Genomic DNA, 26,749 nt, shown 5'->3' on the forward strand with positions numbered 1-26,749 from the left:
ACCGACCCGCGGCGCCCGCACGTTACGTCACATTTCCCGGACGTTGTCCACCCGGTGCCGCATCCGTAGCCTCGGTCGTGTCGCACGCCACCGTGCTCGCCCGTGAGAACCCGAGGAGAACCCGATGTCCGCACCGCAGTCCTGGCGCTTCGAGACAGCCCAGATCCACGCCGGCGCCGCGCCGGACCCCGTCACCGGGGCCCGTGCCACGCCCATCTACCAGACCACGTCGTACGTGTTCCGGGACACCGAGCACGCCGCGAACCTCTTCTCGCTGGCCGAGGCCGGCAACATCTACACCCGCATCCAGAACCCGACACAGGATGTCGTCGAGCAGCGCCTGGCGGCACTGGAAGGCGGCACGGCGGCACTGCTGACGGCGTCCGGGATGTCGGCGGCGACGCTGTCGATCCTGAACATCGCGGCGGCCGGCGACCACGTCGTCGCGTCCTCGGCGATCTACGGCGGCACGTACAACCTGCTGCGGTACACGCTGGACAAGCTCGGCATCTCCACGACGTTCGTCTCCGACCAGGACGACCCGGAGGCGTGGCGGGCGGCGGTGCGGCCGAACACGAAGCTCTTCTTCGCCGAGACGATCGGCAACCCGAAGATCAACGTGCTCGACATCCGCACCGTGGCCGACGTCGCGCACGCCGCCGGCGTCCCGCTGATCGTGGACAACACGATCTCCACGCCGTACCTGACCCGGCCGTTCGAGCACGGCGCCGACATCGTCATCCACGCCGCGACCAAGTTCCTCGGCGGGCACGGCACCGTGATCGCCGGCGCCATCGTCGACGGCGGCACGTTCCCGTGGTCGCAGCACGCCGACAGGTTCCCGGGCCTGACCGAGCCGGACCCGTCGTACCACGGCGTGAGCTACACGGGCGTGCTCGGCGATGCGATCGCCTACATCATCAAGGCGCGCGTGCAGCTGCTGCGGGACATGGGACCTGCGATCTCGCCGAACAGCGCGTGGCAGCTGATCCAGGGCATCGAGACGCTGTCGCTGCGCATGGAGCGGCACGTGCAGAACACGCAGGAGATCGCCGAGTGGCTCGAGGCCCGCGACGACGTCGCCTCCGTCAGCTACGCGGGACTGCCGAACTCCCCGTGGTACGAGCTGGCCAACCGGTATGCCCCCAAGGGCGCCGGCGCGGTGCTGTCGTTCGAGTTGAAGGGCGGGGTGGATGCTGGCCGCGCTTTCGTCGACAATCTCACGCTGTTCAGCCACCTCGCCAACATCGGCGACGTCCGCTCGCTCGTGATCCACCCGGCCTCGACGACCCATTCGCAGCTGTCGCCGGAGGAGCAGCTCTCCAGCGGCGTCACGCCGGGCCTGGTGCGGCTGTCGGTGGGGCTGGAGAACGTCGAGGACCTCAAGGACGACCTCACCCAGGCGCTGGCGGCCGCCCACCGGGTGCGCGAGGCCGCACGGGTCTGACCCGTCGGCGGGGTGCTCCGCTGCGCGACCGCGCGCCGGAGCACCCCGCTTAGCCTGCGTCCCACCAGCGCAGCACGCGCAGCGCGCGCAGCGTCACCCACCGGCTCGGGAAGCCCTCCCGCTCACCGGCCATGCCGAACAGCGTCGGGCCTTCGTGCGTGTTCTCCAGCCGCCACAGCCCGTCCGCGCCGCGCTTGCCGCGGACCAGCTCCACGGCGTCCGCACACCGGGGATCGCGCCGTCCCGCGCGACGCAGGTGCTCGAGCCCGCGCAGCACGTCGTAGAACCAGCGCACCGGGTACGACGTCATGGCGAACCGCGGGTCGATCACCGCGCCGGTGCTGCGGCGCACGAGCAGCCGCCGCTCGAGCAGGTACTCCTCGCCGGCGTGCCGGGCGTCTCGCGCGGCATCCGTCCCGCCGGTGGCCTGCTCCCAGTCCCGCAGGCCCTCCAGGACGCAGATCGTGGAGTGGAACGAGGAGACCCGGGCCCCCTCCTCCGCCCAGCAGTTCCAGCCGCCGTCGGCGAGCCGCCCGCCCAGGATGGTGTCGACCACCGGGTCGACCGGCTCGCCGACGTACGCGCCGATCGACAGCAGCACGCCGTTGATGCACGGTTCGGTCTCGCCGGCGAAGTACCGCTCGCCGGCGTGGTCCCAGCGCACGTTCTCGCGCACCCGCCGGATGGCCTCGCGCATGCGCGGGTGGGCGGGGTCCACGCCGAAGTCCACGAGCTGCTGCAGGCTGAAGTGGGTGGCCGTCCACGCGTCGAAGAACGGGCGCGACTCGTCGGCCCACCCGGGCCGGTAGACGCCCCCGTCCCACAACCCGTCCTCCGCCTGCGCGTCCAGCAGCCGGGCTCCCCATCCGTCGATGGCCACCCGCGCCCGCTCCGCCGTGACCTCCTCAGGCGCCGCGTCGGTGAGGTCGGCCATCACCTGCCAGCGGATAGCGGGATCCCCGGCCATCAGGTACTCGACTGCGTCGTCCATGCGGGCGACGGTACACCGCCCCCAGGACACGCGATCGGCGTAACAGGCCGGAGCCCGGCGGGCGGACACGGGAGAATGGACGCATGGATTGGCAGCAGACGTCCGAGGACACCGTGCCCAGCGCACCGGTGACCGAGGCCGACGCCCGATCCCTCCTCGGCCGGCCGCCGGCCACCGGCGCGTGGCGCGACGGCGACCCCGTCGGCGACCGCCGGTTCGCGGGGCTCGGCTCGTTCCGCACCGAGGGCGGCCGGCAGCTCCCGTTCGTCCGGATCGCGTACGAGACGTGGGGCGAGCTGAACGCGGCCGCCGACAACGCGGTGCTGATCCTGCACGCCCTCACCGGCGACAGCCATGTCTGCGGGCCGGCCGGGCCGGGGCATCCCACCGCCGGCTGGTGGGAGGATGTGGTGGGCCCGGGCCGGCCGGTGGACACCGACCGCTGGTACGTCGTCGCGCCGAACATGCTCGGCGGATGCCAGGGGTCGACCGGGCCTGCGAGCATCGGGCCGACCGGCGCGGAGTGGGCCTCCCGCTTCCCGTACCTGACGATCCGCGACCAGGTCGCCGCGCAGCGGGCGCTCGCCGACGTCCTCGGTATCGGGGTGTGGGCGGCGGTGATCGGCGGGTCGATGGGCGGGATGCACGCCCTGGAGTGGGCCGTGTCGGCGCCGGACCGCGTCGCGCGGCTCGCGGTGCTGTCGGCCCCGCCGTTCAACACGGCCGACCAGATAGCGCTGAACTCCGTGCAGCTGGAGGCGATAGCCATCGACCCGCGGTTCGCGGGCGGCGAGTACTACGACGCCGGCGACGGGAACGGCCCGCACCGCGGGCTCGCCCTGGCCCGGCGGATGGCGCTGCTGAACTATCGCAGCCCCACGGAGCTGAACCAGCGGTTCCAGCGGTCCTGGCAGTCCGGGGTCTCGCCGCTGGGCGGCGACGGCCGGTTCGCCGTCGAGTCGTACCTCGACTTCCACGGCAACAAGTTCACGCGGCGCTTCGACGCCAACAGCTACATCCGGCTCGTCGAGGCGATGGACTCGCACGACGTGGGCCGGGCCCGCGGCGGGGTGGAGGACGCGCTGGCACGGGTGACCGCCACGACGCTCGTGCTGGGCATCGACACCGACCGGCTGTTCCCTGTGGAGGGACAGCACCGGATAGCCCGGGGCATCCCGCACACCCTGGACGGGAACGAGGCGGTCGTGCTGGCCAGCGACTTCGGGCACGACGGATTCCTCATCGAGACGGAGCGGGTCGGCGCGCACCTGCACCGGCTGCTGGGCTCCGACGCCGGCCCTTAGAGGGCTGTGCCGTCGGCGAGGTAGCGCCACGGCAGCGCGTCGGTGAGCAGACGGTGGCGGGGGCCGGGGGCGTCCAGCGGGGCGTCCGGGTCGTGCGCGGCATCCGGCTCCCACACGAACACGGGTCCGGCGTCGGCGGTGCGCACGACGGTGCTGAACATGCGCACGCCCGTCACGCGGACGGCGTCCACGAGAGCGGCGGCGTCGCGGTGCCCGGCGACGTCGTGGAGCGTTATCCACGTCGGCGGGTACAGCGTCAGCTCGCCGCGGGCGTGCCGCTCGAGCACGTCGCCGGGCCGCTCCCAGGCCACGTCGACGACCTCGTCGGGCGAGACGGTGAGCGCCGCGTCGAGGACGGATGCCGCGAAGAACCAGGTGCGGATGCGCTTGCGGATGCCGGTGGGCGGCGTCCAGCAGCTGAGCGTCTGCATCGCGGCGGCATCGACGGAAAGGCCCACCTCCTCGGAGGTCTCGCGGGCGGCGGCACGGCGGGCGTCGTCGACCTCGGGGGCGCCCGCGACGAGGTCGCCCGGCTCCACCCGCCCGCCGGGGAACACCCAGGCGCCGCCGAACGAGCCGTTCTCCGGCCGTCGCATCAGCAGCACCTCGGGCCCGTCGCGGCCGTCGCGCACGAGCACCGCGGTGCCGGCGACGGGAAGCGGCGCGTCCGCCTCGCCCGCCGGCGGCACGGTCCGCAGTTCGCGCAGGGCGCGGTCGATCTCGGTCATCTCAGGCCGGAGAGTCGTCCAGTGCCCGCTCGAGCCGGTCGATCTTCGCGTCCAGCTCGCCCGTGTAGCCGGGGCGGATGTCGGCTTTCAGCACGAGCGAGACGCGGGAGCCGAACGGCATCACCGCGTCGGTGGCGCGCTTGACGACATCCATCACCTCGTCCCACTCGCCCTCCACCTCGGTGAACATCGACGTGGTGCGGTGCGGAAGGCCGCTGTCCCGGACGACGCGGACGGCGGCGGCGACGGCGTCGTGCACCGACCCGTCGGCGGAGGGCGTGCCGCTGGGGGCGACGGAGAACGCTATCAGCATGCTCCGACGCTACCGCGCCGTGCTGGCCCCGGCATCCGCCGCGGCCGCGCGCGCGGGCAGCACGGCGCGGGTGCGCACGCGCGCCAGGCGCACCACGCTCCACGCGAACAGCGCCACCAGGAGCGCGTTGCGCAGCGTCAAAACGGCCGCCGGCAGCGCCTGCGCGGACAGCAGTCCGCCGTAGGCGAGCGGATACACGATCTGGGTGAGGGCGGCGATCGCCAGGGCGAGCGCGGCGGGTCCGCCCCAGCGACGCCGGGTGAGGACGAGGCCGGTCACCAGCGGCACGACGATCCAGGTGAGGTACTGCGGCGAGCCGACCTTGTTGAACACGATGAACGCCGTCACCAGGGCGAGCGCGAGCGGCGGGAACAGCGCGGCGAACGCGGCCCCGCGGCGCGCCTTCACGGCGCCGAGGACGGCGACGGATGCCACGGCCAGCAGCAGCAGCGGGGTCATCGCGGCGATCACGACGTCGACGTCCGGGCCGGTCACCTGGAACGTCAGCATGCGCGGGTCGTAGTAGATGAACGAGCCGGGGACGCCGGCCACCGCCCGCCACAGGTAGACCGTGCTCACCGGGGCCTCCAGCTGCAGGCCGCGGCCGGTCTGGTCGCCGACGAAGCCGAATGCGTACGCCGCGCCCCCGGCCGCCACGATCGCGGCGAGCGTGACCGCGGTGACGGCCACCGCGCCGCCGACGACCGCGACGCGGCGGCGCAGCGCCGTCACCGCCGCCACCAGCAGCGCGGCGGGCCACACCTTGATCCACGTCGCGACGGCCAGCAGGACCGAGCCGAGCCACGGGCGGCCGGCCAGCCACAGGCATCCCGCTATCGCCAGCGGCACCGCAATGGCGTCGATGCGGTACAGGCCCACGGGGCCCAGGAGCGCGATCGAGGCGAGCCAGAACCACGCGGCCGTCACCCGTCCGCGGGAGCGGGCGCGGCCGGTCAGCATCCCGAACGCGAGCGCGTCGCAGACGGTGACCAGCAGCGCCCACGCGAGGGTGTACCCGCCGACGATCCACGTGAACCCGTGGGCGAGGATCATCGGCACGAGCGCCAGCTGCGGGTACACCCACGGGGTGGTGACCCCGACGATGCCGGCGCCGGCGAGCGCCCGGTCCGACCACGGCTCGTAGACGAGGTACACGTCGCCCATCGGCTGGTTCGGCAGCACGAAGCCGAGCACCGCGACGACGGCGTGCACGAGCACGAATCCGACCCACAGCAGCGCCCGCCTCGACATCCGACCATCCTAGGCGGGCACCGCGGGCGCGCCCCGTGAGCCGGGTCAGGACGCGGACGCGCCGAGCAGCTGGGCGATGACGCGGGGCAGCGCGTCGGCGACGTCCAGCGCGGTGATCGGGCCGGACGCCGCGCCGCGGCCGGCGCCGGCCGCGCGGACCGCGGCCCGGCCGTGCAGCCACGCGGCCGTCGCGGCGAGCGGGCCGAGCGCCTCCGCGTCCAGCCCGGTGCCGGCCGCCTCCGCGTCGGCCTGCGCAGCCGCCACGAGCGCGCCGAGGATCCCCGCGAGCACGTCGCCGGTGCCGGCGGTGGCCAGCCACGGCGTGCCCGCGTCGACGGAGGCGGTCACGCCCGCCGGTGTCGCCACTGTCGTCACGGCGCCCTTCAGGAGCACGGTGCCGCCGAGGGCCGCCGCCGTCTCGCGCGCGGACGCCGCACGTTCCGCGTCGCCGTGCGGCTCCCCGGCGGGCAGGCCCAGCCGTTCGCGCAGCGCGGCATGCTCGCGCGCGTGCGGCGTCACCACGCGCGGCGCGCGCGCGCCCACCGCGAGATCGAGCGCGCCGGCGTCGACGACGACCGGGACCGTGCCGTCCAGCACACGGCGCAGCGCCGCCGTCTCGTCGCTTGTGCGGGCCGCGGCATCCATCCCGGAGCCGATCACCCACGCCTGCACACGCCCGTCGACGGTGACCGTCTCCGGGCGGCGCTGCAGCACCAGCGCCGCCGCGCGCGCGGGCCCGAGGTACCGGACCATGCCGATGCCGGTCCGCCACGCCGCCTGGACCCCGAGCACCGCGGCGCCGGGGTACGCGTCCGAGCCGGTGCGCAGGCCCACCACGCCTCGGGAATACTTGTCATCGGCGCGTGTTGGGACCCGCAGGTGCGCGGCGGCCCGGCCGGCGGTCCACCGCAGCGCGTCACCCCCATCGACCATGGCGACACCCTACTCGGCCCGGAGCACGACGAATGAGCATCCTCTTCTCCCCCTTGACGGTCCGCGGCACGACGTTCCGCAACCGGCTGTGGGTCTCGCCGATGTGCCAGTACAGCGCCGTGGACGGGATGCCCCAGGAGTGGCATCACGTGCACCTCGCGCAGTTCGCCACCGGCGGGGCGGGCCTGGTGATGGCGGAGGCCACCGCGGTCTCCCCCGAGGGCCGCATCTCCCCCGTCGACACCGGCCTGTACACGGACGCCCACCGCGACGCGTGGGCGCCGATCGTCGCGGCGATCCGCGCGCGCGGCGCCGTCGCCGGCATGCAGCTCGCGCACGCCGGCCGCAAGGCGTCGACATGGTCGCCGCTGCTGCCGCAGCGCGGCACCGTGCCCGCGGCCGAGGGCGGCTGGACCACGGTGGCGCCGTCCGCGGTCCCGTTCGAGGGGTACGCGGCGCCGGTGGCGCTGGATGCCGAGGGGATCGACCGCGTCGTCGCGGACTTCGCGGCCGCCGCCCGGCGGGCGCGGGATGCCGGCTTCGACGTGCTGGAGATCCACGCCGCGCACGGCTACCTGCTGCACGAGTTCCTCTCGCCGCTGTCGAACCTGCGCACCGACGCGTACGGCGGCGACCTCGCCGGGCGCGCCCGGCTGCTGCTGCGCGTGATCGACGCCGTGCGCGCGCAGGCGCCGGACGCGCCGCTGTTCGTGCGGCTGTCGGCGACGGACTGGGCCGAGGGCGGGTGGGACCTGGAGCAGACCACGACGGTGGCCGGATGGGCGGCTGCGCACGGTGCCGACCTCTTCGACGTCTCCAGCGGCGGGCTCGTCGCGCATCAGCGCATCGCGACCGGACCGGGCTACCAGGTCGGCTTCGCCAGGCACGTGCGCCGCGGCGCGGACGTGCCGGTCAGCGCGGTGGGGATGATCACGGACGCCGCGCAGGCCGAGGAGATCCTCGCCCGGGGCGACGCCGACGCCATCGTCGCCGCACGGGAGTGGCTGCGGGATCCGCATTTCGCGCTGCGGGCCAGCACGGAGCTGGGCGCCGACATCGACTACTGGCCGGCGCAGTACCTGCGCGCGCGGCCGCGGCGCTGAGGCGGCTCAGCGCCCGTTCGCGCGGTGGCCGCGGCGCGTGGCATCCTGCACCTCTCCGATCAGCTCCTCGATGACGTCCTCGAGGAACAGGACGCCCACCGTGCGGCCGCCGGCATCCCGTACCTGCGCGAGGTGACGGCCCGCGCGGCGCATCAGCGCCAGCGCGTCCTCGAGGTCCGTGGTGGCCAGCACCGGCACCATGTGGTGGATGCGGCGGGCCGGGATCGGGCGGTCCAGGTCCACGGGGGCGGCCGGGTCCTCCGTGGCGCGCAGCACGTCCTTCAGGTGCACGTATCCCACCGGGTCGCCGGTCTCGTCGACGATGACGTACCGGGAGAACCCGTGCTGGGCGACCGCGCGCTGGATCTCCGCGGGCGTGGTCGTGCGCGCCAGGGCCACCAGCTCGTGCAGCGGCACCGCGATGTCGGCGACCTTCTTGTCCGTGAACTCGACGACGGCGGCGACAGTGCCCGACGTGTCCTCGAGGACCCCCTCGATGCGCGACCGGTTCACTATCGTGGCGACCTCGTCGAGCGAGAACGTCGAGGCGGCCTCATCCTTCGGCTCGACGCCGAAGAGCCGCACTATGTGGTTGGCGAGCCAGTTCAGCGCCACGACGACGGGGTGGAACAGCTTCGAGATCCACACCAGCGGCGGGGCGAGGATGAGCACGGCGCGGTCCGGCAGCGAGAAGGCGAGGTTCTTCGGCACCATCTCGCCGAACACCACGTGCAGGTACGAGACCAGCAGCAGCGTGACCAGGAACGCGAGGACGTCCACCGCCGCCTCGCCGGCTCCGGTCAGGCCCAGCGGCGCCGCCAGCAGGTGGTGGATGGCGGGTTCGGACACGTTCAGGATCAGCAGCGAGCAGATGGTGATGCCCAGCTGCGTCGTGGCGAGCATGAGCGTGGCGTGCTCCATCGCGAAAAGGGCCGTCTTCGCGCGCCGGGAGCCCTTCTCCGCGAGCGGCTCGATCTGCGAGCGCCGCGCCGACACCACGGCGAACTCGGCACCGACGAAGAAGGCATTGAACGCCAGCAGCACGACGAGCCAGACGATCCCCGCCCAGTCGCTCATCGGTCACCGCCGTCCGCGGCCGGCGGCGGCACGGGCGTGAACGTCACCCGGTCGATGCGGCGCCCGTCCATCCGCGCCACCGCGAGCATCCCGTCCTCGATCCGGACGGTGTCGCCGACGTCGGGGATGCGCTCGAGCACGCTCATGATGTAGCCGCCGACGGTGTCGTACACGTCGCCCTCGGGGACCCGCACACCGGCGCGGTCGCGCAGCTCGTCGGGGCGCCAGTCGGCGGGAAACGTGACGGTCTCGCCGCCGCGGACGAGCTCCGCGCGGCGCCGGTCATGCTCGTCGAGCACTTCGCCGACGATCTCCTCGACGAGGTCCTCGAGCGTGACGATCCCGGCCGTGCCGCCGTACTCGTCGACGACGATCGCCAGCTGGTAGCCGCGGGAGCGCAGCTCGGTGAGCAGCCCGTCCAGATGCACGGCCTCGGGCACCCGCAGCGGCTCCGACGCGAGCGCCGCGGCGGGGACATCCGCGCGCCGGTCGCGGGGGACGCTGACGGCGGCCTTCAGGTGCACGATGCCGACGATGTCGTCCATCGACTCGTGCACGACGGGGAAGCGGCTGTGGCCGGTGCGGCGCGCCAACTGGATGACATCCTCCGCCGAATCGTCGGCGCCGACCGCGTGCACACCCGGCCGGGGCGTCATCACGTCGCCGGCCGTGAGCCGGGAGAACGTGAGGCTGCGGTCCAGCAGCGTCGCGGTGTCCTGCTCGAGCACGCCGGCGCTCGCGGAGCGGCGCACGAGGCTCGACAGCTCGGCTGCGGTGCGGGCGCCGGACAGCTCCTCCTTGGGCTCGATGCCGACGGCGCGCAGGACCCCGTTGGCGGAGCCGTTCAGCGCCGTGACGGCAGGGCGGAAGACGGCCGTGAAAGCGACCTGGAACGGCAGCACGAGCTTCGCCGTCTGCCGTGGCAGCGCGAGCGCGAAGTTCTTCGGGACGAGCTCGCCGAGGATCATCGACAGGAACGTCGCGACCGACACGCCGATCACGACGGCGATCGGCGTCGCCACCTGCGACGGCACGCCCCACGCCGAGAACACCGGGCGCAACAGGTTCGAGATCGCCGGCTCCATCGTGAAGCCGGTCAGGAGGGTGGTCAGCGTGATGCCGAGCTGGGCGCTGGACAGGTGCGTCGAGGTGCGTCGCAGCGCCGCGATACTGATGCGCAGCCGGGTCTCGCCGCGGTCCTGCCGCGCCTCGAGGTCCGCCCGGTCGAGGTTGACGAGGGCGAACTCGCTGGCGACGAACAGCCCGGTGCCCACGATGAGAATGAGCCCCACGCCCAGCATGACGTAGTCGATCACGCGTCACCCCCGAGGACGGGAGGCGGGCCGTGGGGCGGGCGTCTGCAACTCGGCGGGTCGTCCATCGTGCGATCCAGTGTACGGCAGGGCTCCCGCGCCAGTCCGAGCCGTCCCGCCCGCGCCCGCGCACCACGACCGCGCCAGTTCGCGGCATCCGCTGCGTCGATCGGTGGCGCGGATGCTGAAGACTGGCGCAGTCGCGTGACGCGGCGCCTGCCGAGCACGCGTCCTCCGCCCCGCACAAGACCGCGCCAGTTCGTGACGCCGAGCACGTGCGCCCTGCGCCCCTCACCACGACCGCGCCAATTCGCGACATCCACTGCGTCGATCGATGGCGCGGATGCCGGGCGCGCCCGCGCCCCACACCACGACCGCGCCAATTCGCGGCATCCGCTGCGTCGATCGATGGCGCGGATGCTGAAGACTGGCGCAGTCGCGTGACGCGGCGCGTCCTCCCCAGGCGGCGCGGGGCGACGTGTTCTCCACAGAACGTGCTCTCGAGCCCCACGACGGGGGACGACGCGGGCACCGTGGACGCATGCTTCCCGATCTCACGCTGGATGCCGTGATCGAACGACGCCGCGGCCGCGCCGATCCCGTTGACGACCGCAAGCTGCGCTCGGCGCTGCGCCGCGGGCAGTGGCATCGGGTGACCCCCGGCGCGTTCGTGCGCGGCGCCGACTGGCAGCGGCTCCCGCCCCTCGAGCGCCATCGGATCCTCGTCCTGGAGACGATGCGCCGGCTGCGGCATCCCGCGATCATCAGCCACTTCGCGGCCGCCGCGCTGTGGCGCATCGACGTCCTCGGCCGGTGGCCGGACACCGTCGACGTCAGCAGCCCGCCGGCGGGAGGCGGACGATCCAGCGGACTCATCCGGCGCCGCGTCCGCGCTATCGACGAGCTGGAGGTCGTCGCCATCGGCGACCACCTCGTGACCACGCCTGCCCAGACCGCGCTGGACCTCGCCCGGACCGAACCGTTCGTGAACGGCGTCGCCGTCGTCGACCAGGCGATCGGCACGGCGCGGACCCGTGGGCCGCTTACGACGCGGGACGACATCCTCCGGCTGCAGGAGCGTCAGGCCGCTGCACGCGGATCGGTCCGCGCCCGGCGCGTCCTCTCGTTCGCGAACCCGCTGGCAGCGAATGTCCGCGAGTCACAGAGCCGGGTCGTGATAGCGCAACTCGGCTTCCCGATGCCGCGACTTCAGGAGCGCCGGGTCCTGCCCAGCGGCCGGGTCGTGTTCGGCGACATCTACTTCCCGGCACCGGATGATCACTGGTGCGAGATCGACGGCCGCGGCAAGTACCTCAGCCCCGAGTTCGGCGCGCACCGCGACCCGGCCGCCATCGTCATCGACGAGAAGAACCGCGAGAACGAGATCCGCCGCCAGGTGCGCGGCTTCTCCCGCTGGGAGGCCACCGACGCGGATGATCCGCGGCGCATCTGGGACATCCTCACCGGCGACGGGCTGCGCTGCCCGCTCCCCCGGCCGTGACACGCGCCCGCGCCCACACCACGACCGCGCCAGTTTCCGGCATCCGCTGCGTCGATCGGTGGCGCGGATGCCGCGAACTGGCGCAGTCGCGTGAAGCCGCGCCGCGCTACCAGCTGGTCGGCAGCGCCTTGCCCTCTTCGTACCCCGCGGCGGACTGCAGGCCGACGTGGGCCCGCTCGTGGAACTCGGGCACGGTGCGGGCGCCCGCGTACGTGAACGACGAGCGCACGCCCGACGTGATCATGTCCAGCAGGTCCTCCAGGCCCGGGCGCAGCGGGTCGAGATAGATCCGCGACGACGAGATGCCCTCCGCGAACAGCTCCTTGCGGGCCCGCTCGTACACCTCCAGCCGCCCGAACCGCTCGCGCACGGCACGCGTCGACGCCATCCCCCACGATTCCTTGTACGCGCGCCCGTCCGCGTCGGCGAGCAGCTCGCCGGGAGCCTCCACGGTGCCGGCGAACCACGAGCCGATCATGACGGATGCCGCGCCCGCCGCGAGGGCCAGCGCGACGTCCCGCGGATAGCGCACGCCCCCGTCCGCCCACACGTGCGCGCCCATCATCCGCGCCGCCTGGGCGGTCTCCAGCACGGCCGAGAACTGCGGCCGGCCGACCGCGGTCATCATCCGCGTCGTGCACATCGCGCCGGGCCCCACTCCCACCTTCACGATCGACGCGCCCGCGCCGATGAGGTCGTGCACGCCCTCGGCGGTGACCACGTTGCCGGCGGCGATCGGGATGCCCACGTCGAGCTGCGCGACCGCCTCGAGGGCCCTCAGCATCCCCTCCTGGTGCCCGTGCGCGGTGTCCACGACCAGCACGTCCACGCCGGCCGCCATCAGCGCCCGCGCCTTCGCCTGGACGTCGCCGTTGATGCCGATGGCGGCGGCGACGATGAGGCGCCCGTCGGCGTCCACGGCGGGCCGGTACAGCGTGCCGCGCAGCGCGCTGCGCCGCGACAGCGTGCCAACCAGCGCGCCGTGGCTGAGCACGCACACCGTCTCCACCGCGGCATCCACGATCAGGTCGAACGCCTGCCGGGCATCCGTCACGTCCTCCGCGTCGATCGCCGTGGGCCGCGCATGGATGAGGTCGCCCAGCCGCGCGTCCGGCAGCGCGCTGCCCAGTCGCCCCGCGGGGACCACGCCGCGCACGTCGTCGATCGACATCCCCTCGACGGGCGCGTCGGCCACGACGATCCCGTACCCGTCCAGCGCCGGGAGGATCCTTGCCGCGTCGGCGACGGTGGCGTGCGAGGGCAGCACCAGCGGAGTGTCCCACGGCACCGGCTGCGCCTTGACCCAGCGGATCGCCGCGTCCAGTTCCTGCAGCGGCATGTCCTGCGGCAGAACGCCCAGTCCGCCCCGCCGCGCGAGGGTCGCCGCCAGCCGCGCGCCGGTGACCGAGTTCATGTTCGCGGACACCACCGGGATGGTCGCGGCGGTGCCGTCGCGCGGCGACAGATCCACGTCCAGCCGGCTCGTGACCGGCGAGCGCCGCGGCACCAGGAACACATCCGAGTACGTCAGATCCACCGCAGGCTGCTCGCCGTAGAACTCCATGTCGTCAAGGGTAGTGATTCCTTCCGGCACGGAAAATGATGCGGAATCGTGCCCGCCGCCCCGCGCGGCCCATACAGCACTCCCCCGGATGGCTGGACTAGGCTTGGCACACGTGCGCAAGGGCTAAGAGGGGCCTCGTACATCCCGGATCCAGCGAGGAAAGCAGGCGAGCGACGTGTCGAGCCAGATGACAGGCGTCGGGGCTTCGAGCGAAGGGGAGTTCGGGGCCAACGAATGGCTCGTGGACGAGCTCTACGAGCAGTTCAAGAAGGACCGCAACTCCGTCGACAAGTCGTGGTGGCCCATTCTGGAGGCCTACCACCCCGTCGACACCGCCGCCGGGACGCCCGGCGCCCCGGCGACCACCGCGCCGCCCGCTGCGGCCGCCGACGCCCACCCGGTGACAGCACCGGTCCCGGTGATCGGCGACAAGCCGGTCGCGCGCACCACCGCCAAGCCCGCGGCCCCGCAGCCGGTGCCGGCGCAGGCGCCGAAGGTGAAGCCGACGAACGGCGAGGCCGAGCCGGAGACCGACGAGGATGTCGTGACCCCGCTGCGGGGGATGACCAAGACGCTGGCCGCCAACATGGACCAGTCCTTGACTGTGCCCACCGCCACCAGTGTCCGCACTATCCCCGCGAAGCTCATGATCGACAACCGGATCGTGATCAACAACCACATGGCGCGTACCCGCGGCGGCAAGGTGAGCTTCACGCACCTGATCGGCTGGGCGCTCGTGCAGACGCTCAAGGAGTTCCCGAGCCAGAACGTGTCCTATGCCGAGGTCGACGGCAAGCCGTCGGTGGTCGCGCCCGCGCACGTCAACCTCGGCATCGCCATCGACCTGCCCAAGCCCGACGGCACGCGCGCTCTCCTGGTGCCGTCCATCAAGCGTGCCGACACGCTCACGTTCAGCGAGTTCCTCGTCTCCTACGAGGACCTCGTCAAGCGGGCCCGGGCGAACAAGCTCACCGCGACCGACTTCGCCGGCACCACGATCTCGCTGACGAACCCCGGCGGCATCGGCACCGTGCACTCGGTGCCCCGCCTGATGAAGGGCCAGGGGTGCATCATCGGCGCGGGCGCCCTGGAGTACCCGGCCGAGTTCCAGGGCTCGAGCGAGAAGACGCTCGCGGAGCTCGGCATCGGCAAGACGATCACGCTGACCAGCACGTACGACCACCGCGTCATCCAGGGCGCGGGCTCCGGCGAGTTCCTGAAGAAGGTGCACGAGCAGCTGGCCGGCGAGCGCGGCTTCTACGACTCGATCTTCGCGGCGCTGCGCATCCCGTACGCGCCGATCCGCTGGGCGCAGGACATCAAGGTGGACCTTGCCGAGCGCGTCGACAAGGCCGCCCGCGTGCAGGAGCTGATCAACTCGTTCCGCGTCCGCGGGCACCTGATGGCCGACACCGACCCGCTGCAGTACGTGCAGCGCACGCACCCGGACCTGGAGATCGAGACCCACGGGCTCACGTTCTGGGACTTGGACCGCGAGTTCGTCACCGGCGGATTCGGCGGGAAGCGGCAGATGAAGCTGCGTGACATCCTCGGCGTGCTGCGCGACTCGTACTGCCGCACGATCGGCATCGAGTACATGCACATCCAGGACCCGGTCCAGCGCAAATGGTTCCAGGACAACATGGAGGTCAAGTACCAGAAGCCCGGCCACAACGAGCAGCTGCGGATCCTCGGCAAGCTCAATCAGGCCGAGGCGTTCGAGACGTTCCTGCAGACGAAGTACGTCGGCCAGAAGCGGTTCAGCCTCGAAGGCGGCGAGTCGCTGATCCCGATGCTGGATCAGATCCTGCAGGGAGCGGCCACCACCGGGATGGACGGCGCGGCGATCGGGATGGCGCACCGCGGCCGCCTGAACGTGCTCAGCAACATCGCCGGCAAGACCTACGGCCAGGTGTTCCGCGAGTTCGAGGGCTCGGTCGCCGTCGGCAACAAGAGCGGCTCGGGCGACGTGAAGTACCACCTCGGCATGGACGGCATGTTCGTCGCCGACGGCGGCGAGCAGCTGCCGATCCACCTGGCGGCCAACCCATCGCACCTGGAGACCGTGGACGGGGTCCTCGAGGGCATCGTGCGCGCCAAGCAGGACCGCAAGCCGATCGGCTCGTTCACCTACCTGCCGATCCTCGTGCACGGGGATGCGGCGTTCGCGGGGCAGGGCGTGGTCGTGGAGACGCTGCAGATGTCGCAGCTGCGCGGCTACCGCACCGGCGGCACCATCCACATCGTCGTGAACAACCAGGTCGGCTTCACGACGCTGCCCAACGACGGCTTCACGTCGGTGTATGCGACGGACGTCGCCAAGACCGTGCAGGCGCCGATCCTGCACGTGAACGGCGACGACCCGGAGGCCGTGGTGCACGTCGCGGAGGTGGCGTTCCGCTACCGCCAGGAGTTCCACCGCGACATCGTCATCGACCTGGTCTGCTACCGCCGCCGCGGTCACAACGAGGGCGACGACCCGTCGATGACGCAGCCGCTGATGACGAACCTCATCGAGGCCAAGCGCTCCGTGCGGCGCCTGTACACCGAGTCCCTGGTGGGACGCGGCGACATCACCCAGGACGAGTACGAGACGGCGAAGAAGGACTTCCAGGACCGCCTGGAGATTGCTTTCGCGGAGACGCACGCGGCCGAGACCGGCACGTCGCCGGTGATCGCGACGCCGTCCGGCCAGATGGCGTACGTCGGCGAGCCGGACACCACCGGCGTCTCGCGGGAGATCATCGAATCGATCGGCGACGCTTTCGTGAACAAGCCCGAGGGCTTCACGGTGCACCCCAAGCTCGACAAGCTGCTGCACAAGCGGCAGGAGATGAGCCGCTCGGGCGACATCGACTGGGGCTTCGGCGAGCTGCTCGCGTTCGGCTCACTGCTGCTGGAGGGCACCGCGGTGCGGCTGGCCGGGCAGGACTCCCAGCGCGGCACGTTCGTGCAGCGCCACTCCGTGCTGCACGACCGCGAGAACGGCCAGGAGTGGATCCCGCTGACGAACCTGTCCGCGAACCAGGGCCGCTTCTGGGTGTACAACTCGCTGCTGAGCGAATACGCGGCGATGGCGTACGAGTACGGCTACTCCGTGGAGCGCCCGGACGCGCTCGTGCTGTGGGAGGCGCAATTCGGCGACTTCGCGAACGGCGCGCAGTCCGTGATCGACGAGTTCATCTCGTCGGCCGAGCAGAAGTGGGGCCAGCAGTCCAGCGTCGTCCTGCTGCTGCCGCACGGCTACGAGGGACAGGGCCCGGACCACTCGTCCGCGCGGATCGAGCGGTACCTGCAGCTGTGCGCTCAGGACAACATGACCGTTGCGCGCCCGTCGACCCCCGCGTCGTACTTCCACCTGCTGCGCCGGCACGCGTACGCGCGCCCGCGCCGACCGCTGATCGTGTTCAGCCCGAAGGCGATGCTGCGGCTGCGCGGCGCGGCCAGCCCGGTCGAGGACTTCCTGTCTGGCCGGTTCGAGCCGGTGATCGACGACGGCCGCGGCGGCGACGCGTCGGCCGTCACGCGGGTGCTCCTGCACGCCGGCAAGATCCACTGGGACCTGAGCGCCGAGTTGGACAAGAACCCGAAGCCCCAGATAGCACTGGTGCGGCTGGAGCAGTACTACCCGGCGCCGATCGACGAGCTGAACGCGGTGCTGGGCCGGTACCCGAACGCCGAGCTGGTGTGGGTGCAGGAGGAGCCGGAGAACCAGGGCGCGTGGCCGTTCATCGCGCTCGAGGTGGCCGAGCGGCTGGGCCGTCCGGTGCGCTGCATCTCCCGCTCCGCGTCGGCGTCGCCGTCGACGGGGTCACCGAAGGTGCACGCCGCCGAGGCCGCCGCGATCCTCGAGCAGGCCACCACGCTCTGACGCCGGCGGGGCGTCAGACGGGATGCCGCGTCCGCGGAGGCGCCGCCATACCGTGACCGCGACGGCCGCGGCCGCCAGCAGCACCGCCGGCGCGAGGTGGCTCACGTTCAGCACCAGCAGCGCCAGCGAGAGCACGGCGGCCGCCAGCGCCATCCACCACCCGGGAGTGCGGCGCGGCAGGATCCGCAGGGCGGCGATCATGCCGGCGGCGTAGATCGAGACCATGTTGCCGGTGTGGATCAGGATGAACGTCTCCAGGTCGCCCCCGGTGAGCACGGCCGCCGCGAAGTAGGTCAGGGCCACGCCGAACGTGAGCAGGAGCGCCCGTCGGGGCACGCCCCCGGCCTCGGCGCCGGGTGCGAAGATGCGCGGCAGGTCGCCGGCGACGGCGAGGGACGCGCCGAGCTTGCCGAACGCCGCGAGGTACGCGTTGAGCACCCCGAGGACGATGATGCCGGCCGCGGCGCCGATCACGACCGGACCGGTCCCCGGGGACACCGCGGTCGCCAGCGTCACCAGAGGGATGTCGCCCGGCGCGGAACCCAGTACGCCGACGGTCACGACCTGCAGCAGCAGGTAGGCGCCGCCGGTGACGGCCAGGGCTATCGCCGTGGCGATCGGGATGGCTCGACGCGGGTTCCGGAACTCACCGGACAGGTGCGTGCCGACCTCCCACCCGGCGAATGCCCACACGAAAAGGCTGATGGCGGTGCCCACGCCCGCCCAGCCGTGCGGCAGGAACGGGGTGAACCGGGCCGGCTGCACGGCGGGGAATGCGGCAGCGACGACGAACACGACGACGGCGGTCAGCGCTCCGGTGAGGACGAACTGCACCCATCCCGCGGTGCGGACCCCGAGCATGTTGACGGCGAACGGCGGCAGCAGGATCGCCAGGCCCACCAGCGGCGCGGCGGCGGAATCGATCCCCGCGATGGCGGTCACGTATCCGCCTCCGAGCAGCGCCAGCACCGGGAACCCCGCGGCGACGCCGAAGCAGAACCAGTAGCCGGTGGCGCGGGCCGCGGTCGGCCCCATGGCCCGCCGCACATATCCGGCGACGCCGCTGGGGTCCGGGTAGCGCGCCGACAGCGCCGCGAACGTCCCCGCCAGCGGCACCGCCAGCAGGATCACCGCGGCCACCGCGAGGATCGAGGCGGGCCCGGCCGCCTGCGCGGTGAGTCCCGGCAGCACGAGCAGGCCGCTGCCGAGGATCGCGGCGATGTACAGCGCCGTCCCCTGCAGGACGCCGATGCCGCCGGGGCGCGTGCGCGTGTGGGTCACGCCCTCCAGTATCCGATGGGCCGGGGACATTCCGTGACCGGTCAGGCCGGTGCGACGCCGGCGCGCGCGAAAGCGGATGCCACGGCCGCGGAGGACGCGTCGCGGTCGGCGGCGACAAGGCCCAGCCGGGTGCGCCGGTCGAGCACGTCGTCCGTGGTGAGCGCGCCCTCCACGCGCACCGCCCACTCCAGCTCCTGCGCGCTCACGCCGCGCGCGGCGGCCGGCCCGTCGCCCAGCGCGGCGACGAACCGGGCCTCCGCCCCGTAGCGGCGCACGAGCCTGGGCGGCGCACCCGCGGCCGCCTCGGCCGCCCGCCCGCGCGGCCATGCGCCGACAAGGGGCAGCGTCCGCGTCACGCACTCCCCGGCGCGCAGCCCGGCGTGCCGCACCGCGGCATCCACCCCGTCCTGCGCCATCCGCCGGTACGTCGTCAGCTTGCCGCCGACGACCGAGATGACCCCGTTGGACGCCGTGTGCACGGCGTGCCGCCGGGACAGGTCGCTCGGCCGGTCGGCGTGCCCCTCCAGCAGCGGCCGCAGCCCGGAGAAAGTGCCGATCACGTCGGCACGGGTCAGCGGCACCGCCAGCACCGCGCCGAACACGTCCAGCAACTCGTCGATCTCCCGCTCGTCGGCGTGCGCGAGCTCGGGCGGCTCCCCCGGCGCGTCGACGTCGGTCAGCCCGATGTAGGCACGGCCGTGCGGCGCGGGAACCGAGAACACGAACTGGCCGGACGCGCCCGGCACCGGCGCGGTCAGCGACACCTGCGAGAACCCCAGCCGCGCGGCATCCACCACGAGGTGCGTGCCGCGGCTCGGGCGCACGCGCACCCCCGGGTCGAGGCGCCCCGCCCACACTCCGGTGGCGTTCACCACGGCGCGGGCCCGCACCGACAGCTCGGCGCCGGTGAGCGTGTCGCGCAGCCGGGCGCCGTCGCCGGTCGCGGCCACCGCCTCGACCCGCGTGAGCACCCGGGCCCCGTATCCGGCGGCGGTGCGCGCCACGGCCACCGTGAGCCGCGCGTCGTCGAACAGCTGCCCGTCCCAGCCGCGCACCCCGCCGCGCAGGCCCTCCCGGCGGACCGCGGGCGCGAGCCGGACCACGTCGGCCGCCGACACACGACCGGGATCCGGCAGCACCCGGCGCGGCGTGCCGGCGAGCACCCGCAGCACGTCACCGAGCGCATACCCGACGCCGATGTACGCGCCGCGCCCGGGGCCGTCCCCCGCGAACAGCGGAACGACCTGGGCCAGCGGCCGGGTCAGGTGCGGCGCTATCCGGGTCATCAGCAGGTGGCGTTCCACGGCGCTCTCGTGCGCTATCGCCACCTGCCCGCTCGCGAGGTACCGCAGGCCCCCGTGCACGAGCTTCGAGGAGAACCGGCTCGTGCCGAACGCGAGATCGCGCGCCTCCACGAGCACCGTCGCCAGGCCCCGGGATGCCGCGTCCAGCGCTATGCCGGCCCCGGTGATGCCGCCGCCGACCACCAGCACGTCGACCGGGCCGCCGTCGGCGAGCGCGTCCAGCTCCCGGGCCCGGCGGGCGGCGTTCAGCGCCGTCGGATGCGGGGTGCGGCCGACGATCCTCACGCCGCGGCCCGCAGACATCCCGTCAGCGCGACGGCGAGCTCATCCCGCCACGCGGCGGGGTCCAGCCAGTCGGCGACGATCGGCGCCGACAGCACCGCGGACTGCCCGATCAGCAGCACCGTCGCGGCGATCTGCGCGGGCGGTCCCGGCCGGATCCAGCCCGCCTGCTGCCCGTGCGCCACCTGCGCCGCAACGTGCGCGTGGATGCCGCGCTGGCTCGTGCCCGCCCGCTCCAGCACGTACCGGGCCAGCAGCTCGGGGTCGCTGCTGCGCAGGGTCTGCAGCAGCGGCATGGCGCGGATCCGGTCGGCGGTCTCGACGAATGTGGCCACGAGCTCCGCGAGGGCGCCGGCGGGCGCCGGCGGCGGCATCACGGCCGCGAGCTCGCGGGTCACGAGCGCCCCCAGCAGCGCCTGCACGTCCGGCCAGTACCGGTACAGCGTCTGCCGGGACACCCCCGCGCGGCGGGCTATGTCGGATGCGGTGGTCCGGCGGATGCCGTGCGCGCGCACTTCGTCGGCCGCGGCATCCAGGATCCCCGCGGGAGTGTCCGTCGTCGCATCCACCATGTGACAAATATACGTACTGTGTCATACTGTCGCCATGCCTTCGGATGCGGCGACGACGCCGGTGCCGGTCGTGCCGCCGCCCGCCCCGCGGCCGCCGTGGGACGGCTGGGCCGAGGACCCGCCGGCGCTGCCCGCTGGCGCACGCACCATTGCCCGGGCCCTGTTGCGCGGGGTGTCGCATCCGGTGCCGCGGACCGCCCCGGGCCCGCTGCCCGCGTCGCGCCTGAGCGCCGACGACCTCGCGGCGCTGACCGCGGCGGCCCCGACCACGACCGACGACGAGGCGCGCCGCGCGCACCTGGGCGGCAAGAGCACCGTCGACCTGCTGCGCCGCCGGCTGCACGCCGATGCGGCGGCGCCGGATGCCGTCGTGCGCCCGTCCGGCCACGCGCAGGTCGCGGCAGTGCTGCGCGTGTGCGACGAGCGACGGATCGCGGTGGTGCCGTTCGGCGGCGGCACGAGCGTGGTCGGCGGCGTCGATCCCGGCGACGAGGTCCGCCCCGTGATCACCCTCGACCTGTCGCGCACGGCCGCGCTGCTGGCCCTGGACGGGACGTCGCTGCTGGCGACGTTCGGCGCCGGCACCACCGGCCCGCAGGCCGAGGAGCTGCTCGGCGCGCGCGGGTACACCCTCGGCCATTTCCCGCAGAGCTTCGCGTATGCGACGCTCGGCGGGTTCGCCGCGACCCGCTCGGCGGGGCAGGCGTCGCGCGGCTACGGCCGGTTCGACGACCTCGTCCACCGGCTGCGGGCGGCCACCCCGGTCGGCGACCTCGACCTCGGCCGGGCGCCGGGAAGCGCCGCCGGCCCCGACCTGCGCCGGCTGCTCCTGGGCTCGGAGGGCGCGCTCGGCGTGATCACCGAGGTCACCGTCACGATCCGCCGCCGGGCCGCGGCCACCGCATACGGCGCGTGGACGTTCGCGGACTTCGCCGCGGGGTCGGATGCACTGCGGGTCCTCACCCAGCACGGCGTCCGCCCCACGGTGATCCGGCTCTCCGACGCCGCCGAGACCCGCGTGAACGCGGCGCTGGGCGGGCACGTCACACGGATGCGCGGGTGCCTGGCGGTCGCGACGTTCGAGGGCGAGACCGCCGCGGACGCCGCATCCGTCCTCGCCCGCACCGACGCCGTCCTGCGCGCGCACGGCGCGCAGCCGCGCGGCGAGGACCCGGCGCGGTCGTGGGAGCGCGGCCGCTACGCGTCCCCCGCGCTGCGCGACACGCTGCTGGGCATCGGCGTGCTGGCCGACACGCTGGAGACCGCGACGACGTGGACCCACCTCGCGGCGCTGAAGACCGCCGTGACAGCAGCGCTGCAGGGCGCCCTGGCACGACCGGTCGTGATGTGCCACATCTCGCACGTCTACCCGGCCGGCGCGTCCCTGTACTTCACCGTGGTCGCGGCGCTGTCGGCGGATCCGATCGGCCAGTGGACGACGGCGAAACAGGCCGCGTCGCGTGCCATCGTCGCGGCGGGCGGCACCATCACCCACCACCACGCGGTCGGCCGCGACCACCGCGCCCACCTCGTCGACGAGATAGGGACGGTGGGCGTGCAGGTGCTGCGGGCGGTCAAGGACGCCCTCGACCCGCACGGCATCATGAACCCGGGCGTGCTCCTGGACGAGGCCCGATGAACGTCGCGCTGCTGCTGAATCCCGCAGCCCGCGCGGGTACCGCGGCGCGCACCGTCGGCCGCGCCGTCGAACGGCTGCGCGCGCACGGCGTCACGGTGTCGGTGGTCTCCGGCGGCTCGGCGGCCGAGTCCACGACGCTGCTGCGGGTCGCGCTGGACGCGGGCGTGGACGCCGTGCTCGTCGCCGGCGGCGACGGGACCGTCGCGCTCGCCCAGCAGGAGCTGTGCGGCAGCGGCATCCCGCTGGGGATCATCCCGCTGGGCACCGGCAACGACTTCGCCACCGCGGTGGGGCTGCGCGAGGGGGACGTGGATGCCGCCGCCGACGCCGTGATCGCCGGGCGCTCGCGCACCGTGGACCTCGGCCGGATCACCCGGGCCGACGGCTCGACGACGCTGTTCGGCACGGTCCTGGCGACCGGGTTCGACGCCCGCGTGAGCGACCGCGCGAACCGGATGCGCCGTCCGCGCGGACCGTCCCGCTACACGGTGGCGCTGCTGATCGAGTTCCTCACGCTGCATGCTGTCCCCTTCGCGCTGGAGCTCGAGCTCGCCGACGGCACGTCGAGGCGGGTGGAGCGCGATCTGGTGCTCGCCGCCGTCGGCAACGGCCCGAGCTACGGTGGGGGCATCCCGATCTGCCCGGATGCGGACATCGCCGACGGCCTGCTCGACGTGACGCTCGTGCACGCCGCCGGCCGGCTGCGCCTGCTGCGCCTGCTGCCGGCGGTGTACCAGGGCGCGCACACCGGGCACCCGCAGGTGTCGATGCACCGGGTGCGCGGCATCCGCCTGGACGCCCCGGATGCCACCGCGTACGCCGACGGCGACCCGGCGGGCGCCCTGCCGGTACGGGTGGATGTCGTGCCCGGCGCGCTGCGGGTGTTCACCGGCGCGTGAGCCGACGAACGGTCAGTGCGTGGCCTGCACCTCGCGCAGGCGCACCATCACGAGCTCGCGCAGCTCCTCCGGAGCCGCCTCCTTGCACGAGCGCGCCAGCACCTCGGTGAGGGTCTTCGACACCAGCGCCTCGTCCCGGCATCCCGGGCAGTTCTCCAGATGCTGCCGGATGTCGGCCTCCGCGGTCCTGCACACCTCGTTGCGCAGGTACTCCTCGAGGTCCTTCCTGGCTTTCTCGCAGCCGCAGTCCGTCATTTCGTGCTCCCTGATGCGGTGATCCCGCGCTCCTGTGCGTACTCGGCGAGCAGCTCACGAAGCATGCGCCTGCCACGGTGCAGACGGCTCATGACCGTGCCGATGGGGGTCTTCATGATGTCGGCGATCTCCTGGTAGGCGAAGCCCTCGACGTCGGCCAGGTACACCGCCAGCCGGAAATCCTCGGGGATCGACTGCAGCGCATCCTTGACGACGCTGGCCGGCATGTGGTCGATGGCCTCCGCCTCGGCCGATCGCGCCGTCGTGGACGTCGTGGACGTCGCGCCGCCCAGCTGCCAGTCCTCCAGCTCGTCGATCGGGCTCTGGTAGGGCTCGCGCTGCTTCTTGCGGTACGTGTTGATGTAGGTGTTCGTGAGGATCCGGTACAGCCATGCCTTCAGGTTCGTGCCCTGCCGGAACGTGTGCCACGACGCGAAAGCCTTCACGAACGTCTCCTGCACGAGGTCGGCCGCGTCGGCCGGGTTGCGGGTCATCCGCATCGCGGCGGCATACAGCTGATCCATGTACGGGAGCGCCTGCTCCTCGAACTGCGCACGGGCGTCGGGTGCTTGAGAGTCGTCCATCGACGGCAAGTCTACGTTCGCGCCCCTGTCGTCAGCAGGGGGATTGCGCAGGTGCTCGCGTGACGCATCGACACGATCCAGGGTGGCGATCATCCAGGTCCTCTCGAGGGTTCGTTAGGGTAGAACCCGATGACCGACCACCGGTATTCCCCCGATCCGCAGGGATCCACACCGAACGCGTCGGCTGCCTGGTCCGCCCCGCTGGCCTCCGGGCCGCTGAACGCGACGGTGAGCGTGCCCGGATCGAAGTCCCTCACGAACCGGGAGCTTGTGCTCGCGTCGCTGGCGGACGGGCCGAGCCGGCTGCGCTCGCCGCTGCACTCCGACGACTCCGCGCGGATGATCGAGGCGCTGGCCTCGCTGGGCGTCCAGATCGCGGCCGAGCCCGGCGACGGGGAGTTCGGCGACGACCTCGTGGTCACCCCCATCGCGCCGTTCCGCGCCGTCCCGGAGATCGACTGTGGGCAGGCCGGTACCGTGATGCGGTTCGTGGCGCCGCTGGCGGGGCTGGTGGACGGGGATGTCACGCTCACCGCGCATCCCAGCGCCCTGCACCGGCCGATGGCCGCGATGATCCGCGCGCTGCGCGAGGTCGGCGTCGACATCGACGACGGCGGCCGCTGGGCGCTCCCGTTCACTGTCCGCGGACGCGGGCAGGTGCGCGGCGGCGAGGTCACCATCGACGCGAGCGCGTCCAGCCAGTTCGTGTCCGGGCTGCTGCTGGCGGCCACGCGCTTCGACGTGGGACTGCACCTCATCCACGACGGCCCGCGGCTGCCGAGCATGCCGCACATCGACATGACGATCGAGGCGCTGGCCCGACGCGGCGTCGCCGTGGAGCGGCCGAGCGCGACCGAGTGGGTCGTCCCGGCCGGCGCCATCCGCGGCAAGGACGTGCACGTGGAGCCGGACCTGTCCAATGCGGCGCCGTTCCTCGCGGCGGCGATGGTGGCGGGCGGCCGTGTCTCGGTCACCGGCTGGCCCGCCCGGTCCACGCAGCCCGGTGCGCTGCTGGCCGACATCCTGCCGCTGATGGGCGCCCGCGCACACCGCCGCGGGGGGGCCCTGCACCTGAGCGCCGGCGACGGCATCGTCGGGGTGGATCTTGACATGTCGGCGGCCGGCGAGCTCGCCCCCACCATCGTGGGCCTGGCGGCCCTCGCCGACGCGCCCACGACGCTGCACGGGATCGGGCACATCCGGCGGCACGAGACGGACCGCCTCGCGGCGCTGGTGTCGAACCTGCGCGCCCTGGGCGGCGAGGCGGAGGAGATGGAGGACGGCATCCGCATCGTCCCCCGGCCGCTGCACGGCGGCGTGTGGAAGGCGCACCACGACCACCGGATGGCGACCACCGGGGCCCTCCTGGGCCTGGCCGTGCCGGGCATCGAGGTCGACGACATCTCCACCACCGCGAAGACCATGCCGGACTTCCCGCAACTGTGGGCGCGGATGCTCGGCGACCAGTCGGGGAACGCCGCGGCCTAGCGCATGAGCTGGCTCGACGACGCCGACGACGACGAACCGGAGTTCGACGAAACCGACGTGCGCGTGCGGCCGAACCCGAAGGGCAACCGGCCGCGCACGAAACGCCGGCCGCCGCACCGCGACGCCGTGATAGGCCGGGTGCTGGGCGTGGACCGCGGCCGGTACACGGTGCTCGTGGACGAGGACGCCCCCGGCGAGCACGTCGTGCTGGGGGTGCGTGCGCGGGAGCTGCGCAAGCACCCGATCGTCACCGGCGACCGGGTGCGCACGGTCGGCGACACGACCGGCGGCGAGGGGACCCTGGCCCGGATCGTGGGGATCGAGCCGCGCACGACGCTGCTGCGGCGCAGCGCCGACGACACCGATCAGGTGGAGCGGGTGATCGTCGCGAACGCCGACCAGATGCTGATCGTCGTGGCCGCCGCCGATCCTGAGCCCCGCGAGCGGCTCGTGGACCGCTATCTCGTGGCGGCGCTGGATGCCGGCATCCGGCCCCTGCTGGTGGTGACCAAGACCGACCTGGCCGACCCGACCGTGTTTCTGCAGCACTTCGATGGCATCGACCTGCGGGTGTTCCGCAGTGCACGCGATGCCATGCCCGTCGACGAGATCGGCGCGGCGCTGGTCGGGCATGCCACCGTGTTCGTCGGGCACTCCGGGGTGGGCAAGTCCACGCTGGTGAACGCGCTCGTCCCGGACGCCGGCCGGGCCACCGGCCACGTCAACGAAGTGACCGGGCGCGGGCGGCACACGTCCAGCTCCACCGTGTCGCTGCGGTACCGCGGGGCCGGCGGCGCCGGATGGGTGATCGACACGCCCGGGGTGCGCTCGTTCGGCCTCGGCCACGTCGACCCCGCCCACATCCTGGATGCCTTCACGGACCTCGCCGCGGTGGCGGAGCAGTGCCCGCGCGGGTGCACGCACCGGCCGGACGCGCCCGACTGCGCGATCGCCGAGGCCGTCGACGAGGGGCGGCTGGGCGCCACGGCGCGGGGGCGGCTGGACTCGCTGCAGCGTCTTCTCACGACGTTCGCCGACCGCCCCTGAGC

General features: G+C 73.3%; 22 protein-coding genes. 9 read left to right on the forward strand and 13 right to left on the reverse strand.

What is annotated here, in order from left to right; translation table 11 throughout:
* Nucleotides 1-124 precede the first annotated feature (124 nt).
* A complete protein-coding gene (locus GH740_RS05865; protein ID WP_153745161.1) occupies nt 125-1,447 on the forward strand; it encodes a bifunctional o-acetylhomoserine/o-acetylserine sulfhydrylase in 1,323 nt (440 codons plus the stop codon).
* 49 nt (nt 1,448-1,496) lie between these two features.
* On the opposite strand, the gene GH740_RS05870 is transcribed toward GH740_RS05865, so the two are convergent.
* Entirely contained in the window at nt 1,497-2,438 is a 942-nt protein-coding gene (locus GH740_RS05870) for a hypothetical protein (RefSeq protein WP_153745162.1), read from the reverse strand.
* A gap of 83 nt (nt 2,439-2,521) precedes the next feature.
* On the opposite strand from GH740_RS05870, the gene GH740_RS05875 reads away from it, so the two are divergent.
* Nucleotides 2,522-3,742: a homoserine O-acetyltransferase gene (locus GH740_RS05875; RefSeq protein ID WP_153745163.1), complete on the forward strand. Its 1,221-nt coding sequence runs from the start codon at nt 2,522-2,524 to the stop codon at nt 3,740-3,742.
* On the opposite strand, the gene GH740_RS05880 is transcribed toward GH740_RS05875, so the two are convergent.
* Genes GH740_RS05880 through GH740_RS05895 form a run of 4 tightly spaced genes read right to left on the reverse strand, consistent with a single transcriptional unit; the run spans nt 3,739 to nt 6,967 of the window.
* Nucleotides 3,739-4,470, reverse strand: coding sequence for an NUDIX hydrolase (locus GH740_RS05880; protein WP_153745164.1), 732 nt, complete (start codon nt 4,468-4,470; stop codon nt 3,739-3,741). The two genes, GH740_RS05875 and GH740_RS05880, sit on opposite strands and share 4 nt — an antisense overlap.
* A gap of 1 nt (nt 4,471) precedes the next feature.
* Nucleotides 4,472-4,783: a thiamine-binding protein gene (locus GH740_RS05885; protein WP_153745165.1), complete on the reverse strand. Its 312-nt coding sequence runs from the start codon at nt 4,781-4,783 to the stop codon at nt 4,472-4,474.
* A 9-nt stretch (nt 4,784-4,792) separates the two neighbouring features.
* A complete protein-coding gene (locus GH740_RS05890) occupies nt 4,793-6,034 on the reverse strand; it encodes a glycosyltransferase 87 family protein (RefSeq protein ID WP_153745166.1) in 1,242 nt (413 codons plus the stop codon).
* A 45-nt stretch (nt 6,035-6,079) separates the two neighbouring features.
* Nucleotides 6,080-6,967: an ADP/ATP-dependent (S)-NAD(P)H-hydrate dehydratase gene (locus GH740_RS05895; RefSeq protein WP_153745167.1), complete on the reverse strand. Its 888-nt coding sequence runs from the start codon at nt 6,965-6,967 to the stop codon at nt 6,080-6,082.
* A 32-nt stretch (nt 6,968-6,999) separates the two neighbouring features.
* Here GH740_RS05895 and GH740_RS05900 point away from each other — a divergent pair, with 32 nt between their 5' ends.
* Nucleotides 7,000-8,070 (forward strand): NADH:flavin oxidoreductase/NADH oxidase, encoded by a 1,071-nt coding sequence (locus tag GH740_RS05900; RefSeq protein WP_153745168.1) that lies wholly within the window; start codon nt 7,000-7,002, stop codon nt 8,068-8,070.
* Nucleotides 8,071-8,076: 6 nt separating this feature from the next.
* Here GH740_RS05900 and GH740_RS05905 read toward each other — a convergent pair whose 3' ends face one another.
* Entirely contained in the window at nt 8,077-9,147 is a 1,071-nt protein-coding gene (locus GH740_RS05905) for a hemolysin family protein (protein ID WP_153745169.1), read from the reverse strand.
* The gene (locus GH740_RS05910; RefSeq protein WP_367641050.1) at nt 9,144-10,460 is read right to left on the reverse strand and encodes a hemolysin family protein; all 1,317 of its coding nucleotides are present in this window, start codon (nt 10,458-10,460) and stop codon (nt 9,144-9,146) included. The genes GH740_RS05905 and GH740_RS05910 overlap by 4 nt, the downstream gene beginning before the upstream one ends.
* A 541-nt stretch (nt 10,461-11,001) precedes the next feature.
* Between GH740_RS05910 and GH740_RS14040 the strand changes: the two genes are divergently transcribed.
* Nucleotides 11,002-11,961, forward strand: a complete 960-nt coding sequence (locus tag GH740_RS14040) for a hypothetical protein (RefSeq protein ID WP_253941270.1) — start codon at nt 11,002-11,004, stop codon at nt 11,959-11,961.
* Nucleotides 11,962-12,067: 106 nt separating this feature from the next.
* On the opposite strand, the gene GH740_RS05920 is transcribed toward GH740_RS14040, so the two are convergent.
* The gene (locus GH740_RS05920) at nt 12,068-13,525 is read right to left on the reverse strand and encodes a GuaB1 family IMP dehydrogenase-related protein (protein WP_153745170.1); all 1,458 of its coding nucleotides are present in this window, start codon (nt 13,523-13,525) and stop codon (nt 12,068-12,070) included.
* A gap of 175 nt (nt 13,526-13,700) precedes the next feature.
* On the opposite strand from GH740_RS05920, the gene GH740_RS05925 reads away from it, so the two are divergent.
* Nucleotides 13,701-17,396 carry a multifunctional oxoglutarate decarboxylase/oxoglutarate dehydrogenase thiamine pyrophosphate-binding subunit/dihydrolipoyllysine-residue succinyltransferase subunit gene (locus tag GH740_RS05925; protein WP_367640840.1) on the forward strand — a complete coding sequence of 1,232 codons (3,696 nt, stop codon included), beginning with the start codon at nt 13,701-13,703 and terminating at the stop codon, nt 17,394-17,396.
* On the opposite strand, the gene GH740_RS05930 is transcribed toward GH740_RS05925, so the two are convergent.
* The 3 genes from GH740_RS05930 to GH740_RS05940 are packed head-to-tail and all read right to left on the reverse strand — an operon-like array spanning nt 17,337 to nt 20,835.
* Nucleotides 17,337-18,677, reverse strand: coding sequence for an APC family permease (locus GH740_RS05930; protein WP_367640842.1), 1,341 nt, complete (start codon nt 18,675-18,677; stop codon nt 17,337-17,339). The two genes, GH740_RS05925 and GH740_RS05930, sit on opposite strands and share 60 nt — an antisense overlap.
* A 41-nt stretch (nt 18,678-18,718) precedes the next feature.
* A complete protein-coding gene (locus GH740_RS05935; protein WP_367640844.1) occupies nt 18,719-20,266 on the reverse strand; it encodes a glycerol-3-phosphate dehydrogenase/oxidase in 1,548 nt (515 codons plus the stop codon).
* Nucleotides 20,263-20,835 carry a TetR/AcrR family transcriptional regulator gene (locus tag GH740_RS05940; RefSeq protein ID WP_153745173.1) on the reverse strand — a complete coding sequence of 191 codons (573 nt, stop codon included), beginning with the start codon at nt 20,833-20,835 and terminating at the stop codon, nt 20,263-20,265. Before GH740_RS05940 ends, GH740_RS05935 begins: the two co-directional genes overlap by 4 nt.
* A gap of 34 nt (nt 20,836-20,869) precedes the next feature.
* Here GH740_RS05940 and GH740_RS05945 point away from each other — a divergent pair, with 34 nt between their 5' ends.
* Nucleotides 20,870-22,474: an FAD-binding oxidoreductase gene (locus GH740_RS05945; RefSeq protein WP_153745174.1), complete on the forward strand. Its 1,605-nt coding sequence runs from the start codon at nt 20,870-20,872 to the stop codon at nt 22,472-22,474.
* Entirely contained in the window at nt 22,471-23,373 is a 903-nt protein-coding gene (locus tag GH740_RS05950; protein WP_153745175.1) for a diacylglycerol kinase, read from the forward strand. Before GH740_RS05945 ends, GH740_RS05950 begins: the two co-directional genes overlap by 4 nt.
* Nucleotides 23,374-23,385: 12 nt before the next feature.
* Here GH740_RS05950 and GH740_RS05955 read toward each other — a convergent pair whose 3' ends face one another.
* Complete coding sequence (locus GH740_RS05955; protein WP_153745176.1) at nt 23,386-23,628, reverse strand: zf-HC2 domain-containing protein; 243 nt, start codon at nt 23,626-23,628, stop codon at nt 23,386-23,388.
* Nucleotides 23,625-24,212, reverse strand: a complete 588-nt coding sequence (locus GH740_RS05960; protein ID WP_153745177.1) for a sigma-70 family RNA polymerase sigma factor — start codon at nt 24,210-24,212, stop codon at nt 23,625-23,627. Before GH740_RS05960 ends, GH740_RS05955 begins: the two co-directional genes overlap by 4 nt.
* Nucleotides 24,213-24,341: 129 nt before the next feature.
* Here GH740_RS05960 and aroA point away from each other — a divergent pair, with 129 nt between their 5' ends.
* Together aroA and rsgA are read left to right on the forward strand one after the other, a co-directional pair.
* Nucleotides 24,342-25,700, forward strand: a complete 1,359-nt coding sequence (aroA, locus tag GH740_RS05965; RefSeq protein WP_153745178.1) for a 3-phosphoshikimate 1-carboxyvinyltransferase — start codon at nt 24,342-24,344, stop codon at nt 25,698-25,700.
* A gap of 3 nt (nt 25,701-25,703) precedes the next feature.
* Nucleotides 25,704-26,747 carry a ribosome small subunit-dependent GTPase A gene (gene rsgA / locus GH740_RS05970; RefSeq protein ID WP_153745179.1) on the forward strand — a complete coding sequence of 348 codons (1,044 nt, stop codon included), beginning with the start codon at nt 25,704-25,706 and terminating at the stop codon, nt 26,745-26,747.
* The last annotated feature ends 2 nt before the right edge of the window (nt 26,748-26,749 follow it).

This window comes from Microbacterium sp. SYP-A9085 (assembly GCF_009649635.1).
Taxonomy (GTDB): Bacteria; Actinomycetota; Actinomycetes; order Actinomycetales; family Microbacteriaceae; genus Microbacterium.

Coding starts and splice junctions, on each gene's coding strand:
- GH740_RS05870 (WP_153745162.1), bottom strand. CDS start 2,438: ATGGACGACGCAGTCGAGTACCTGATGGCCGGGGATCCCGCTATCCGC.
- GH740_RS14040 (WP_253941270.1), top strand. CDS start 11,002: ATGCTTCCCGATCTCACGCTGGATGCCGTGATCGAACGACGCCGCGGC.
- aroA (WP_153745178.1), top strand. CDS start 24,342: ATGACCGACCACCGGTATTCCCCCGATCCGCAGGGATCCACACCGAAC.
- rsgA (WP_153745179.1), top strand. CDS start 25,704: ATGAGCTGGCTCGACGACGCCGACGACGACGAACCGGAGTTCGACGAA.
- GH740_RS05960 (WP_153745177.1), bottom strand. CDS start 24,212: ATGGACGACTCTCAAGCACCCGACGCCCGTGCGCAGTTCGAGGAGCAG.
- GH740_RS05950 (WP_153745175.1), top strand. CDS start 22,471: ATGAACGTCGCGCTGCTGCTGAATCCCGCAGCCCGCGCGGGTACCGCG.
- GH740_RS05900 (WP_153745168.1), top strand. CDS start 7,000: ATGAGCATCCTCTTCTCCCCCTTGACGGTCCGCGGCACGACGTTCCGC.
- GH740_RS05945 (WP_153745174.1), top strand. CDS start 20,870: ATGCCTTCGGATGCGGCGACGACGCCGGTGCCGGTCGTGCCGCCGCCC.
- GH740_RS05865 (WP_153745161.1), top strand. CDS start 125: ATGTCCGCACCGCAGTCCTGGCGCTTCGAGACAGCCCAGATCCACGCC.
- GH740_RS05890 (WP_153745166.1), bottom strand. CDS start 6,034: ATGTCGAGGCGGGCGCTGCTGTGGGTCGGATTCGTGCTCGTGCACGCC.
- GH740_RS05875 (WP_153745163.1), top strand. CDS start 2,522: ATGGATTGGCAGCAGACGTCCGAGGACACCGTGCCCAGCGCACCGGTG.
- GH740_RS05955 (WP_153745176.1), bottom strand. CDS start 23,628: ATGACGGACTGCGGCTGCGAGAAAGCCAGGAAGGACCTCGAGGAGTAC.
- GH740_RS05880 (WP_153745164.1), bottom strand. CDS start 4,470: ATGACCGAGATCGACCGCGCCCTGCGCGAACTGCGGACCGTGCCGCCG.
- GH740_RS05905 (WP_153745169.1), bottom strand. CDS start 9,147: ATGAGCGACTGGGCGGGGATCGTCTGGCTCGTCGTGCTGCTGGCGTTC.
- GH740_RS05885 (WP_153745165.1), bottom strand. CDS start 4,783: ATGCTGATAGCGTTCTCCGTCGCCCCCAGCGGCACGCCCTCCGCCGAC.
- GH740_RS05940 (WP_153745173.1), bottom strand. CDS start 20,835: ATGGTGGATGCGACGACGGACACTCCCGCGGGGATCCTGGATGCCGCG.
- GH740_RS05920 (WP_153745170.1), bottom strand. CDS start 13,525: ATGGAGTTCTACGGCGAGCAGCCTGCGGTGGATCTGACGTACTCGGAT.
- GH740_RS05895 (WP_153745167.1), bottom strand. CDS start 6,967: ATGGTCGATGGGGGTGACGCGCTGCGGTGGACCGCCGGCCGGGCCGCC.